This window comes from Rathayibacter sp. Leaf296 (assembly GCF_001423045.1).
GTDB lineage: Bacteria > Actinomycetota > Actinomycetes > Actinomycetales > Microbacteriaceae > Rathayibacter > Rathayibacter caricis.
Genome location: NZ_LMNR01000002.1, coordinates 359,280 through 371,753, shown reverse-complemented (window position 1 = coordinate 371,753; position 12,474 = coordinate 359,280). Strand labels below are relative to the sequence as shown.

The window sequence follows — 12,474 nt, the reverse complement described above, 5'->3', positions numbered from 1 at the left end:
CCGGAGCGGCTCGTCGCCGGATTCAGCTCCCCCCGCCGTCGCCGACGCGACACCCACCCGTCCACGATTCGGAGAAACCCTGTGAAGCTTTCTGTCATTGGTTGCGGCTACCTCGGTGCCGTCCACGCCGCCGCGATGGCCGAGCTCGGCCACGATGTGATCGGCATCGACGTGGACCAGGCCAAGATCGACGCCCTGGCTGCCGGCTCCGCCCCGTTCTTCGAGCCCGGCCTGCCCGAGCTCCTGTCCTCCGGAGTGGCGTCGGGCCGTCTCCGCTTCTCGACGAACACGGCCGACGCCGCCGGTGCGGCCGTGCACTTCGTGGCCGTCGGCACCCCGCAGAAGGCGGGCTCGAACGCCGCCGACATGCGCTTCGTCGACTCGGCGATCGAGGGCCTCCTGCCGCACCTCACCGCCGACTCCCTCGTCGTCGGCAAGTCGACGGTCCCGGTCGGCACGGCCGCCCGCCTCGCCGAGATGATCGCCCCGACGGGCGCGTCGCTCGTGTGGAACCCCGAGTTCCTCCGCGAGGGCTTCGCCGTCGAGGACACCATCAGCCCCGACCGCCTCGTCTACGGAGTGCCCTCGGGCGAGGCCGGAGCCGCCGCCAAGAGCGTGCTCGACGAGGTGTACGCGACCGCGCTGGCGGCCGACACCCCGCTCGTCGTGACCGACTACGCGACCGCCGAGCTCGTGAAGGTCTCGGCCAACGCGTTCCTCGCGACCAAGATCTCGTTCATCAACGCGATCGCCGAGATCGCCGAGGTCACCGGAGCGGACGTGACGCAGCTGGCCGACGCCATCGGCTACGACGCCCGCATCGGCCGTCGCTTCCTGAACGCCGGCATCGGCTTCGGCGGCGGCTGCCTGCCCAAGGACATCCGCGCCTTCTCCGCCCGCGCGGACGAGCTCGGCGTCGGCGAGTCGGTCGCGTTCCTCCGCGAGGTGGACTCGATCAACCTGCGCCGTCGTCAGCGCGTCGTCGACCTCGTCGTCGAGGGCCTCGGCGGCTCGGTCGAGGGGAAGAAGATCGCCGTCCTCGGTCTGGCCTTCAAGCCGGAGTCCGACGACACCCGCGACTCGCCGTCGCTCGACGTCGCGGGCCGCTTCCACGACCTCGGCGCGAACGTGGTCGCGACCGACCCCGAGGCGATCGAGAACGCTCGACGCAAGTACCCGGACATCACCTACACGACCGACGTCGACGAGGCCCTTCGCGGAGCCGACGCCGTGGTGGTCGTCACCGAGTGGAAGCAGTTCCGCGCCATCGACCCCGCCGTCGCGGGCGAGCTGGTCTCGAACCGCTTCGTCGTCGACGGGCGCAACTGCCTGGTCCCCGCCGACTGGCGCGCCGCAGGCTGGGAGTACCGCGGCCTGGGTCGCTGACCCACCAGCACCCCTCGATCGGCGCCGGAGGCGCGGAGCTCGGACGACGCGACTGCGTTGCACCGGCCCGGCCCTCCGGCACCGTCGTTCGTGCGGCGAACGGACGCCCGCCTCAGACGCGGCCGGGGAGCGGAGCGCGGACGAGCAGATCGTCCTCCCTCCGCGCGAGCCGCTCGCGGCGCTGCAGGATCGCGCGCACGACGGCACCGAGCACGGCGCCGATCGCCGCCCCCAGGCTGTTCATGACGACGTCGTCGGTGGTGGCGAAGCGGTCCGACAGGAACAGCAGCTGCCCCGTCTCGATGACGGCGCTCGTCACGGCTCCGATCACGGCGGCGAGCCAGGCCCAGCGGGGCCGCAGGTGCAGGGCGACGAGGACGCCCAGGGGGACGAACAGCGCGACGTTGGCGGCGCGCTCGATCAGGTCGTAGTCGATCACTCCCAGGCCGTGACGAGCGAGAGCGGCCAGCAGCCGGTCGAGCACGCCCCGCACTCCCGAGTCGACGGGGACGGGCCAGAACGCGATCAGCGCCAGCGCTGCCAGGTAGGGGGCGCCGACGGCGAGGGTGAGGCGGGTGAGCGACCGGCTCATGGTGCTCCTCCTGCGGGGACGATCGGATGCGGCAGCAGTCGACGGGAGCGACCCAGTCTGCTCCGCGTTCCTCCGAGGGGACTGCCCGAGCGCGGAACACCGCCTGTGCGGCGCGCGCACGACCCCGGGAACGACGAAGCCCGGCCCGGATCATCGATCCTGGCCGGGCTTCTCACCGGTCGGGGTAGCGGGATTCGAACCCACGACCTCCTCGTCCCGAACGAGGCGCGCTACCAAGCTGCGCCACACCCCGGTGGAGTGCTCGCACCGCTCTCGCGGGCGAACCTCGTCAATGATAGCCGATATTCACGAGCCGGAAGAACGGCGGCGACGTGCTCCGACTCAGCTCGCCGACTCGAGGGTCACGAGCGTCACCTCGGGGCGGCAGGCGAAGCGCACCGGCGCGTAGATCGAGGTGCCCACGCCCGCCGAGACGTTGAGGTAGGAGCTCCGCAGCCCGTTGTCCCAGGTCGTGAACCCCGAGACCTTGTCGCGGGGGATGTCGCAGTTGGTGACGAGGGCTCCGAAGCCCGGCACGCAGACCTGGCCGCCGTGCGTGTGCCCGGCGAGGATCAGCTCGGCGCCGCGCGCGACGAAGTCGTCGAGCACGCGCTGATATGGCGCGTGCGCCACTCCGATGCTCACGTCGGCCGGACCGTCGGCGGCGGCGCGCAGCTCGTCGACGGCCCCCGCCACGAGGTCGATCCGGTCGCGGGAGATGTGGGGGTCGTCGACCCCGAAGAACTCGATCCGGGTCCCGCCGACCTCGATCGACGTGGCGGTGTTGTTGAGGTCGGTCCAGCCGAGGTCGTCGGTGAAGTAGCCCGTCAGCGCGGCGGTGTCGAGCCCGGCCTGATCGGGGCGCGGGTTCTTCGACGGTCCGCGGAAGTAGCGCAGGGGGTTCTTCAGGCGGGGGCCGAAGTAGTCGTTCGAGCCGTGGACGAACACTCCGGGGACGCCCGCGAACGGCTCGAGTGCGCGGCGGATGCCGAGCACGCCGTCGCGGTGGCCGAGGTTGTCGCCCGTGTCCACGATCAGATCGGGGGAGAGGGCGGCGAGCGAGCTCAGCCACTCCTGCTTCTTCGACTGCCAGGGGGCCATGTGCAGGTCCGAGAGGTGCAGGATCCGCAGCGGCTCCGCTCCCTGCGGCAGCACGGGCACGCTGATTCGGCGGACGGTGAACAGGGTGCGCTCGATGCCGATGCCCCAGACGCCGGCGGCCGCGCCGGCGAGGGCGGCCGTCGCGAGAGCGGTGGTCAGGGGGCGTCGGCTGCGTCCGGTCATGTGTCCTTCTCCCGAGGGTGCGGTCGCGAGGCGCGACCGCGTTCATTCTGCACGACGGCACCGGACGGCCGGTGAGTGCTCATCCGCCGGCAGGAGGCGCGGTGCCGGGCGACGGCGGAGTGGGCGAGGGCGGCGGCGTCGCGGGCCCCGCGCTCACCTGGAGCACCACGGCGCTGCCTCGGGCGATGCGCGAGCCGGCCGGCGGGCTCGTCTGGGCGACGGTGCCGGCGGGGCGATCGGAGGGCACGCGGACGGGGTCGACGCTCACCCGGAAGCCGAGCTGGCGCAGCCGCTCGGAGGCGGCGGCGGGGCTCTGCCCGGTGACCTCGGGCACGGCCTCCTGAGGCGCCTCCACGAGGGAGCGCTGCGGTGACGGGAACGCCGAGCCGCCGTACTTCGCATCGGCGACGCGCATGATCCGAGGCCAGATCTGATGGCGCACCTGACCCGCGTTCACACCGTTCAGGCGCAGCCCGCGCATGGAGGTCTTGCCGACGACGTTGCCGACCCAGGTCGCCGTGGCGACCTCGGTGCTCGCGCCGACCATCCAGGTGTGCACGGCGTTGTCGGTGGTGCCCGTCTTGCCGATGTGCGGGACGCCGGTGCCGGTCGCGGACGCGCGCCCCGTTCCTCCGGTCATGACCTGCTGCAGGGCGTAGTCGGCCGTGGCCGCCACCGCCTCCGACATCCCCTGCGTGCACTCGGAGGCGGGAGGAGCGACGTCCGCCCCGGTGCGGTCCACGATGCGGTCGATCGCGATCGGGGTGCAGACGGTGCCCTTGTTGGCGAAGCCCGCGAAGGCGGTCGCCATGGTCAGCGGCGCGATCTCGTTGGTGCCGAGGATCGTGGGTGCGAACTTCTGCAGTTCCGTGCCGTCGGCGCGGTGCACGCCCATCGCCAGGGCGGTGTTGCGGATGCCGCAGAGGTCGAGCTGCTCGGCCATCGCGGCGAAGCCCGTGTTGATCGAGCCCTTCGTCGCGTCGAGGACGGAGTAGACGCCTCCGTTGCCGCCCTCGTCGTTCTTGGGGTCCCAGGACTCGCCGTAGTAGATGCCGTCGGGTTCGCAGCTGTCGCGGAAGGTCGTGTACGCGCGGCGCACCCCGTCGACGCTCTCGCCGAGCGAGCGTCCCTCCTGCAGCCACTCCGCGAGCGTGAAGACCTTGTAGGTCGATCCCACCTGGAACCCCGACGAGCCGCCGTAGCCGAAGTCGGTGCTGTAGTTGACGCTCGTGTAGTTCGGCCCGGCGACGTCGGGATCGTTCGAGTAGTCCTTGTTCTGCGTCATCGCGAGGATGCGACCGGTGCCGACCTCCACCGAGACGCTCGAGCTGCCGATGTTGATCGATCCCATCGACTTCGGCACCCAGGCGTCGGTCGCCGAGACGGCTGCCTGCTGCAGCTCGCTGTCGAGGGTCGTGTAGATCTGGTACCCGCCGCGCTTGAACGTCGCGTCGCGCTCGTCCCGGCTCGCTCCGAACGCGTCGTCGTTCTTGATGACCCAGGTGACGTAGTCGCAGAAGAACGCGGCGATGCCGGCGGTCTGGCAGCCGGTGCTGGGCTCGGTGACGACGGGGGCGATGGGCGTCCCCGCGGCCTCGGCGATCTGCTCCGGAGTGACCTTCGACTCCTTGTCCATCTGCACGAGGATGTAGTTGCGCCGGTTCAGGGTCTCGGGGTACCCCTCGACGGCGAGGTTGGCCGGGTCGTCGGGACGGTCGAAGCGGAACTTCTCGGGGTTGTTGACGATCGCGATGAGCGCGGCCGACTGCGCCAGGGTGAGGTCGCGGGCGCTCGTGCCGAAGTAGTAGTTCGCGGCGGCCTCGATGCCGTAGACCGTTCCTCCGAACAGCGCGATGTTGAGGTAGCCGAGCAGGATGTCGTTCTTCGGGTACTCCTTCTCGAGGCCGATCGCGAGGCGCATCTCGGCGACCTTGCGCTCCGGAGTCGTCTCGGTCGCCTCGCGGTAGGCGGCGTCGCGCTCGATCGGGTCCGAGAGGGCCTCGGCCTTCTGCACCAGGACGTTCTTCACGTACTGCTGGGTGATCGAGGAGCCGCCCTGCACGCGGCCGCCCATCGCGGTCGTGGCCGCGGCGCGCACGGTGCCGAGGAGGTCGATCCCGCCGTGCTCGTAGAAGCGCGGGTCCTCGGAGGCGACGACGGCGTCCTTCACGAAGGGGGAGATGTCGTCCCAGCCGACCTCGACGCGGTTCTGCGCGTAGAAGGAGGCGAGGAGGACGTCGGCGCCGCTCGCGTCCTTCGCGTAGATGTTGCTCTTCTCGGCGAGGGTGCCGATCTCGAGGTACTCGGGGAGGTTGTCGAACATCTGCACGCCGTTGTTCGCGGCCATGCCGCCCAGCGCGATGGCCGGAGTGATCGACGCGGCCACGAGGATCCCCGCGATCACGCTCATCGCGACCACCCCGATGAGTCCGCCGACGGCGCCCCCGATCGACTTGACGACCCTGGTCCCGCCTGCCCCCGACATAGAATCAGCGTAGTCGCCGCGACCGCACCGGACGCGGCGCACCCCCGCCCGCACCGCCTCGCGGCGGTGCGCCCCGCACTCGAGGAGAGCCATGTCCGTCCCGCGCTGGGAGTACGTCACGACCCCGTTGATGATCCACAACACCACGGCGATCCTGAACACCTGGGGATCCGAGGGCTGGGAGCTGGTGCAGATCGTGACCGGCCCCGAGGGCGGGCTCGTCGCCTACCTCAAGCGCCCCGTCGCCGAGGCCGGCGCGTGAGCGGAGCGGGCATCGCCCAGCGCCTCGCGGAGCTGGGCATCGAGCTGCCCGCCGTCGCCGCCCCCGCGGGCGCGTACGTCCCGGCCGTCGTGCACGAGCACCTCGTCTTCACCGCGGGGCAGATCCCGTTCGTCGACGGCGTCCTGCCCGCGACGGGCAAGGTCGGCTCCGGTGACGGCCTCGTCGATCCCGACGAGGCGAAGGCCCTCGCGCGGATCTGCGCGCTCAACGCCCTCGCGGCGGTCGCCGACGCGATCGGATCGCTCGATCGCGTCACCCGCATCGTCAAGCTGACCGGCTTCGTCGCTTCCGCCCCGGGTTTCACCGGGCAGCCGGGAGTCATCAACGGCGCGTCCGAGCTGCTGGGCGACGTCTTCGGCGAGGCGGGCCGCCACGCGCGCTCGGCGGTCGGAGTCGCGGAGCTGCCGCTCGGCGCTCCGGTCGAGGTCGAGCTGGTCGTCGCCTTCGCCTAGGGAGTGCGGCGCCCGGGGGAGACCCTCCGGGCACCGCGCTCACTCCGCGGCGATGGCGGACGAGATGACGGTCATCACCTGCGTGTCGGCGAGCGTCGTCGTGTCGCCGACGGCCCGTCCCTCCGCCACGTCGCGCAGGAGGCGGCGCATGATCTTGCCCGAGCGGGTCTTGGGCAGCTCCTGCACGATCAGGATCCGCTTCGGGCGGGCGATCGCGCCGATGTGCTCGGCGACGTGCGCCTTCAGGGTCGCCACGAGCTCGTCGTGGCCGCCCGCCAGCGACTCCGCCTGGCTCGCCTTGGCGATGACGAACGCGACGACGGCCTGGCCGGTCGCCTCGTCCGCCGCTCCGACGACCGCGGCCTCGGCCACGACCGGGTGCGAGACGAGCGCCGACTCGATCTCGGCGGTCGAGAGCCGGTGCCCCGACACGTTCATCACGTCGTCGACGCGGCCGAGCAGCCAGAGGTCGCCGTCCCGGTCGAGGCGCGCTCCGTCGCCGGCGAAGTACCGGTCGCCGAACTTCGACCAGTAGGTCTCGACGTAGCGCTCGGGGTCGCCCCAGATGCCGCGCAGCATCGCGGGCCACGGCTCCGTGATCACGAGGAGGCCGCCGGAGTCCTGGCCGACCGAGCGGCCGGACTCGTCGACGACGTCGATCGAGACGCCGGGCAGCGGCACCTGCGCCGACCCCGGTTTGAGCGTCGTCACGCCCGGGAGCGGCGACACCATGATCGCCCCGGTCTCGGTCTGCCACCACGTGTCGACGATGGGCGTGCGGCCGCCGCCGATGACGTCGCGGTACCAGACCCACGCCTCCGGGTTGATCGGCTCGCCCACCGATCCGAGCAGCCGGAGGCTCGAGAGGTCGAAGCGCTGCGGGATCTGCCGGCCCAGCTTCATGAACGAGCGGATCGCCGTGGGCGCGGCGTAGAGGATCGTCACGCCGTACTTCTCGACGATCTCCCACCAGCGGCCGGTGTGCGGAGTGTCGGGGGTGCCCTCGTACATCACCTGCGTCGCTCCGTTGGCCAGCGGCCCGTAGACGACGTAGCTGTGCCCGGTGATCCAGCCGACATCGGCGGTCGACCAGTAGACGTCGGTCTCGGGGTGCAGGTCGAACACCGCACGGTGCGTGTACGCGACCTGGGTCAGGTAGCCGCCGCTGGTGTGCAGGATGCCCTTCGGCTTCCCGGTGGTGCCGCTCGTGTAGAGGATGAAGAGGGGCTGCTCGGCGGGGAACGCTCGGGCCGTGTGGTCGGCGTCGACAGCGACGATCTCCTCGTGCCACCAGAGGTCGCGGCCGTCGCGCCAGTCGACCGGGTTGCCGCCGCGCTGCACGACGAGCACGTGCTCGACGGTCGAGGGGGAATCGTCGCCGCCGATCGCGAGGGCGGCGTCGACCGCGGGCTTGAGCGGGAAGACCGAGCCCTTGCGCCAGCCGCCGTCGGCGGTGATGACGAGCTTCGCCTCCGCGTCGTCGATGCGCGCTCGCAGGCTCTCGGCGCTGAAGCCGCCGAAGACGACGGAGTGGACCGCACCGATCCGCGCGACGGCGAGCATCGCGACGACCGCCTCCGGGATCATCGGGAGGTAGATCGCGACGCGGTCGCCCGCGTGCACGCCGAGGCTGGTCAGCAGGTTGGCGGCGCGCTTCACCTCGGCGGTGAGCTGCGCATAGGTGAGGGTGCGCGTGTCGCCGGGCTCTCCCTCCCAGTGGATCGCGACGCGGTCGCCGTGGCCGGCGAGCACGTGGCGGTCGAGGCAGTTGTAGGCGACGTTGAGCTCGCCGTCGTCGAACCACTTCGCGAAGGGCGGCCCGCTCCAGTCGAGGGTGCGCGTGAACGGACGGTGCCAGTGCAGCAGCTCGCGGCTGCGCGCGGCCCAGAAGGCGAGTCGATCGGCGGCCGCCTCGTCGTAGAGGTCGGTCGTGGCGACGGCGTTCTCTGCGAAGTCGGCGGGGGGAGGGAACCGGCGCGTCTCGTGGAGGAGGTTGTCGATGGTCTCGGAACCCGGGATCACGACGTCGTCGGGGGGAGTGGTCATCTGCGATTCGCTCCTTCGCGAGTGCGCCTGCACGGCCGCTGCCGGCCGATCTCGCTCCACCGTAGCGCGCGGGCGGAGGCGGGCCGGGCGTGTGCCGGCGAGGTGTGCCCGGGTAATGGTCGGCGTGCCCCCGAACGGGTCGGAGATCGGGGGTTGGCGTTTCGGGCGCGGTCACGTACTCTTACATACGGCCGAATGAACTTCGGCTCAGCGGCGCATGTGATTCCCCCCAATCCCGCGCCGCCGAGGCGGCACCTGTTCCCCCCAATGGGTGCCGCCCCCTTCTTTTAACGGCCTGTGCAGAACTCCGGGTCGTGCGTCGCCGCTGGAGCCCGGGCTCGCGGACGCGGGCCTCGCGGGCGCGTCCGCCGATCGTTCCTCCCCAACACTCTCTCTGACGGGCGTCTCCACCGATCGGGGTGCTGCGCCGTCGTGCGGAGTGCGTGCACGCCTACCGTGCCCGGATGATCGCCGACTTCGTGCCCCTCGTCCCTGCCGAGTTCCGGAGGGAGCCGCCCGCGGAGTCTCCACCGGCCCCGCCCGCCCCTCCGCCCGTCAGACCGGGAGCGGCCTCCCTCGGCCTCCTGGCGCCCTTCGCCGCCGATCCGGCCGTCACCGATCTCTTCGTCAACGGCGGATCCGGGCTCTGGGTCGACCGCGGCCAGGGGGCGGTGCGCGAGCCGACCTGGTCGCTCGACGCGACGGGCGCACGACGTCTGGCCGTGTCCCTCGTCGCGGCGGGCGGTCGGCACGTCGACGAGGCGAGCCCGTGCGTCGACGTGCGGCTGCGCCACGGCGTCCGCGTGCACGTGGTGCTCCCTCCGGTGGCCACGGCGGGGGCCCTGATCTCGGTGCGCGTCCCACGGGCCGAGGCGTGGAGCCTCGACCAGCTGCAGGCGGCGGGGATGATGGACGACGCCGGTCGCGCCCTCCTGGGCCGCGCGGTCGCGTCGCGGTGGAACCTGCTCGTCTCGGGGGCGGGCGGCTCCGGCAAGACGACGCTGCTCGGAGCGCTGCTGGGATGCGCGCCGACGCACGAGCGCATCATCGCGATCGAGGACGTGGGGGAGCTGCGGCCCGCGCATCCGCACGTCGTCTCGCTCGAGTCCCGACAGCCCAACCTCGAGGGGGCGGGCGGCGTCGGGCTCGACCGGCTCGTGCGCGAAGCGCTGCGGATGCGGCCGGACCGCCTCGTCCTGGGCGAGTGCCGCGGGGCGGAGCTGCGGGAGCTGCTCTCGGCGCTGAACACAGGCCACGACGGCGGGGCGGGGACGGTGCACGCGAACTCGCTCGCCGACGTGCCGTCCCGGCTCGAGGCGCTCGGCGCGCTGGCGGGGATGGGGCCGGACGCCGTCGCGCGCCAGGCGGTGAGTGCGCTCGATCTCGTGCTGCACCTCGAGCGCCGGGGCGGGCGCCGTCGCCTCGCGTCCTGGGGGTGCTTCGCTCTGGACGACTCCGGACGGCTCCGGATCGCCGAGGGGACGCTGCCTGCCCGGGCCCGGTCGGTGCCGTGAGGAGCGCGGACGGACTGGACGAGGTCGCGGCCGTCGTGCACCGGCTGTCGGTCCTGCTCGCCGCGGGGGTCGCTCCCGCCTCCGCGCTGACGCATCTGGCCGAAGCCGACCCCTCGGGTGCGGCCGGGCCGCCGGGTGCTGCTCGGCGGAGGCGGCTGCTCCGCTCGGTCGCGCTCGAGGCGGCTCGCGGCGGTGATGCGACGGAGGCGCTCCTTCGCGGGGTTCCGGAGTCGCGTCGATCCGGAGTCCGTCGCCGTGGCAGGCGGCCGACCCGGGACGGTGGCGAGGCGACGGCCTGGGCGTCCCTCGCGGCGTGCTGGCGGGTGGCCGCCGATTGCGGGGCTCCGGTGGCGGCCGCGCTGACCGAGCTGGCGGAGTCCATGCGCGAGACCGGGCGGGCGCGCCGCGACATCGACGTGGCGCTCGCGGGACCAGCGGCGACCGGGCGGGTGGTCGGCCTGCTGCCGCTCGTGGCGCTGGGCTTCGGGGTCCTCCTGGGGTTCGACGTGGTCGGAGTGCTCCTGGGCACGGTGCCCGGGCTCGTGTGCCTCGGCGGGGGAGCGGGTCTCATGGTGCTCGCGCAGGCGTGGACCCGTCGTCTGGTGCGCGGAGCGGACCCGGGGGAGGCGTCTCCGGGCCTCGCGCTCGACCTGCTCGCGGTCGCGCTCGCCGGAGGAGGGTCCGTCGACGCGGCCCGAGTGCGCGTGCTGGCGGCGCTGGCCGAGTGCGGACTGCCTCCGGACGCCCGAGCGCTCGAGGCCGCGGAGGCGATCCTCGCGCTGTCGACCGGCGCCGGGGTGCCCGCGGGGCGGCTGCTGCGCAGCGAGGCGGCGCTGGTGCGGGTGCGGGCCGCGGGTCGTGCCCGGGAGCGGGCCGCGCGACTCGGGGTGACCCTGATGCTGCCGCTGGGCGTGTGCGTGCTGCCCGCCTTCCTGCTGCTGGGCGTCGCTCCGATGATCGTGTCCGTGCTGCTCTCGACCTTCGAGGTGACGCGGTGAGCGGGCTCCTCCCCAGGCGGCATCGAACCGTGCTCTCCACCGATCGGTCGATCGGCTGCGCGCGGGTCGGAGGACCCGGCGATGCTCATGGCGAGGGGCACGGCACGGGGCGGGAACGGAGCAGGAGAGATGAACGGGTTCGACGGAAGGGGAGCGCCGGTGGGCGAGGCGCGGCCGGGGCTGCGCCGACTCGCGGCGGAGGAGGAGGGATCGGCGACCGCCGAGTACGCGATCGCGACGATGGCCGCGGTCGGCTTCGCGGGTCTGCTGGTGGTGATCCTCAAGGGGGACGAGGTGCGCGGGATCCTGACCGACCTCGTCACCCGCGCGCTGACGTCCGGCGGATGAGCGGCCGCGCCGGGAGGGCGGTGCGGCGAGCGGCGGAGGAGGACGGATCGGCGAGCGCGGAGCTCGCGGTCGTCCTCCCCGCGGTGGTCGTGGTGCTGGCTCTCTGCCTGGGCTCGGTCGCGGCGTCGGCCCAGTACGTGCGGCTGGTGGACGCGGCGGCCGACAGCGCCCGGTCCTCCGCTCGGGGAGACGACCCCGCGGGGCCGGTGGCGCGGGTCGATGCGGAGGCGGCGGTCGCGGTGTCGGAGGAGGGCGACCTCGTGTGCGTGCGCGTGGCGGCCCGGTTGCGCCCGCTGCCGGTGCTCGAGGTGCCGGTGGAGGTGCGCTCGTGCGCGCTGGGCGGTGGCCGGTGAAGCGGCGCGCGGCGGCGGGACGGAGGGATCGGCCACCGCGGGCACTCCGCAGGGGGTCGCTCCGCGGCGGATCGTTCCGCAGCGAGGACGGCTCGGCGGCGACGGCGGTCGTCGGTGTCGTGGCGGGCACGATCCTCGTCACCGCCGCGGTGCTCGCGGGGTGCGGCGGCGTGATCGGTCATCAGCGCGCGGTGGCCGCGGCGGACGCGGCGGCGCTCGCCGCGGCCGACGTCGCGTCCGGGCTGCTGACGGGGGCGCCGTGCACCGAGGCTCAGCGGGTGGCGGAGGCGGGGTCGGCCAGGCTGTCGGAGTGCGCGGTGGAAGAAGGAGTCGCGACCGTCTCGGTCGCGGTCTCCGTCGGTCCGCTCGTGCTGCCCGCCCGGTCGAAGGCCGGTCCGCCGCCCTGACGGTCGGGGCGCCGCCCGGGCGACCCGTCCGCCGCGGTCCGGATCAGTCGGAGCTGAGGCGCTGGTACCGGTAGGCGGCGGCCGTCGGCCGCGACCCCGCGCCCTCGTCGTGCTCGAGGGAGCCGGCGAGGAGGTAGACCCAGCGGGAGGAGCCGCGGCCGGTCGGGATCTCGATCCGGGCGGCGGGAGCGCCGTCGTCGCCGTACGGGCGGCGGAGCGTCTTGCCCTCGAGAGGGCCGTCCGCGAGCTTCGCCGTGTACGCGGCGAGCGTGTCGGACGGGCGGAGGGAGGAAGAAGGAGTGTGCGTCGTTGCCATGCACCTCATC

The 12,474-nt window shown here is 73.0% G+C and carries 13 protein-coding genes and 1 tRNA gene; 8 read left to right on the top strand and 6 right to left on the bottom strand.

All coding sequences use genetic code 11. The annotated features are described in order from the left end of the window. The first annotated feature begins 81 nt into the window (after window positions 1–81). On the top strand, window positions 82–1,386 hold the full coding sequence (locus ASF46_RS12000) for a UDP-glucose dehydrogenase family protein (RefSeq protein ID WP_056867809.1): 1,305 nt from the start codon (window positions 82–84) through the stop codon (window positions 1,384–1,386). A gap of 112 nt (window positions 1,387–1,498) precedes the next feature. Here ASF46_RS12000 and ASF46_RS11995 read toward each other — a convergent pair whose 3' ends face one another. From ASF46_RS11995 to ASF46_RS11980, 4 genes are all read right to left on the bottom strand, one after another. Then, window positions 1,499–1,978, bottom strand: a complete 480-nt coding sequence (locus ASF46_RS11995) for a VanZ family protein (RefSeq protein WP_056867808.1) — start codon at window positions 1,976–1,978, stop codon at window positions 1,499–1,501. A 179-nt stretch (window positions 1,979–2,157) separates the two neighbouring features. After that, a tRNA-Pro gene (locus tag ASF46_RS11990) sits at window positions 2,158–2,231 on the bottom strand. 89 nt (window positions 2,232–2,320) lie between these two features. Then, window positions 2,321–3,262, bottom strand: coding sequence for a metallophosphoesterase (locus ASF46_RS11985; RefSeq protein ID WP_056867807.1), 942 nt, complete (start codon window positions 3,260–3,262; stop codon window positions 2,321–2,323). Between the two features lie 79 nt (window positions 3,263–3,341). After that, complete coding sequence (locus ASF46_RS11980) at window positions 3,342–5,747, bottom strand: penicillin-binding protein (RefSeq protein ID WP_056867806.1); 2,406 nt, start codon at window positions 5,745–5,747, stop codon at window positions 3,342–3,344. 91 nt (window positions 5,748–5,838) lie between these two features. On the opposite strand from ASF46_RS11980, the gene ASF46_RS19585 reads away from it, so the two are divergent. Together ASF46_RS19585 and ASF46_RS11975 are read left to right on the top strand one after the other, a co-directional pair. Further along, the gene (locus ASF46_RS19585; protein WP_165759626.1) at window positions 5,839–6,009 is read left to right on the top strand and encodes a hypothetical protein; all 171 of its coding nucleotides are present in this window, start codon (window positions 5,839–5,841) and stop codon (window positions 6,007–6,009) included. Beyond that, window positions 6,006–6,482 carry a RidA family protein gene (locus ASF46_RS11975; protein ID WP_056867805.1) on the top strand — a complete coding sequence of 159 codons (477 nt, stop codon included), beginning with the start codon at window positions 6,006–6,008 and terminating at the stop codon, window positions 6,480–6,482. Before ASF46_RS19585 ends, ASF46_RS11975 begins: the two co-directional genes overlap by 4 nt. Before the next feature lie 39 nt (window positions 6,483–6,521). Here ASF46_RS11975 and acs read toward each other — a convergent pair whose 3' ends face one another. Further along, window positions 6,522–8,528, bottom strand: a complete 2,007-nt coding sequence (gene acs, locus ASF46_RS11970) for an acetate--CoA ligase (RefSeq protein WP_056867804.1) — start codon at window positions 8,526–8,528, stop codon at window positions 6,522–6,524. A gap of 464 nt (window positions 8,529–8,992) precedes the next feature. Here acs and ASF46_RS11965 point away from each other — a divergent pair, with 464 nt between their 5' ends. The 5 genes from ASF46_RS11965 (at window position 8,993) to ASF46_RS11945 (ending at window position 12,148) form a co-directional block, all read left to right on the top strand. Continuing rightward, a complete protein-coding gene (locus ASF46_RS11965; protein WP_082485586.1) occupies window positions 8,993–10,042 on the top strand; it encodes a TadA family conjugal transfer-associated ATPase in 1,050 nt (349 codons plus the stop codon). Beyond that, the gene (locus ASF46_RS11960; protein ID WP_056867803.1) at window positions 10,039–11,040 is read left to right on the top strand and encodes a type II secretion system F family protein; all 1,002 of its coding nucleotides are present in this window, start codon (window positions 10,039–10,041) and stop codon (window positions 11,038–11,040) included. Before ASF46_RS11965 ends, ASF46_RS11960 begins: the two co-directional genes overlap by 4 nt. A gap of 129 nt (window positions 11,041–11,169) precedes the next feature. Next, window positions 11,170–11,388: a DUF4244 domain-containing protein gene (locus ASF46_RS11955; RefSeq protein ID WP_056867802.1), complete on the top strand. Its 219-nt coding sequence runs from the start codon at window positions 11,170–11,172 to the stop codon at window positions 11,386–11,388. Next, on the top strand, window positions 11,385–11,741 hold the full coding sequence (locus ASF46_RS11950; RefSeq protein WP_157602472.1) for a TadE family type IV pilus minor pilin: 357 nt from the start codon (window positions 11,385–11,387) through the stop codon (window positions 11,739–11,741). The genes ASF46_RS11955 and ASF46_RS11950 overlap by 4 nt, the downstream gene beginning before the upstream one ends. Then, complete coding sequence (locus ASF46_RS11945; RefSeq protein WP_327205466.1) at window positions 11,651–12,148, top strand: Rv3654c family TadE-like protein; 498 nt, start codon at window positions 11,651–11,653, stop codon at window positions 12,146–12,148. Before ASF46_RS11950 ends, ASF46_RS11945 begins: the two co-directional genes overlap by 91 nt. Window positions 12,149–12,191: 43 nt before the next feature. On the opposite strand, the gene ASF46_RS11940 is transcribed toward ASF46_RS11945, so the two are convergent. Then, window positions 12,192–12,464: a hypothetical protein gene (locus ASF46_RS11940; protein ID WP_056867800.1), complete on the bottom strand. Its 273-nt coding sequence runs from the start codon at window positions 12,462–12,464 to the stop codon at window positions 12,192–12,194. Window positions 12,465–12,474 lie beyond the last annotated feature (10 nt).

Coding starts and splice junctions, on each gene's coding strand:
- ASF46_RS11995 (WP_056867808.1), bottom strand. CDS start 1,978: ATGAGCCGGTCGCTCACCCGCCTCACCCTCGCCGTCGGCGCCCCCTAC.
- ASF46_RS11985 (WP_056867807.1), bottom strand. CDS start 3,262: ATGACCGGACGCAGCCGACGCCCCCTGACCACCGCTCTCGCGACGGCC.
- ASF46_RS11980 (WP_056867806.1), bottom strand. CDS start 5,747: ATGTCGGGGGCAGGCGGGACCAGGGTCGTCAAGTCGATCGGGGGCGCC.
- ASF46_RS19585 (WP_165759626.1), top strand. CDS start 5,839: ATGTCCGTCCCGCGCTGGGAGTACGTCACGACCCCGTTGATGATCCAC.
- acs (WP_056867804.1), bottom strand. CDS start 8,528: ATGACCACTCCCCCCGACGACGTCGTGATCCCGGGTTCCGAGACCATC.
- ASF46_RS11965 (WP_082485586.1), top strand. CDS start 8,993: ATGATCGCCGACTTCGTGCCCCTCGTCCCTGCCGAGTTCCGGAGGGAG.
- ASF46_RS11955 (WP_056867802.1), top strand. CDS start 11,170: ATGAACGGGTTCGACGGAAGGGGAGCGCCGGTGGGCGAGGCGCGGCCG.
- ASF46_RS11950 (WP_157602472.1), top strand. CDS start 11,385: ATGAGCGGCCGCGCCGGGAGGGCGGTGCGGCGAGCGGCGGAGGAGGAC.
- ASF46_RS11940 (WP_056867800.1), bottom strand. CDS start 12,464: ATGGCAACGACGCACACTCCTTCTTCCTCCCTCCGCCCGTCCGACACG.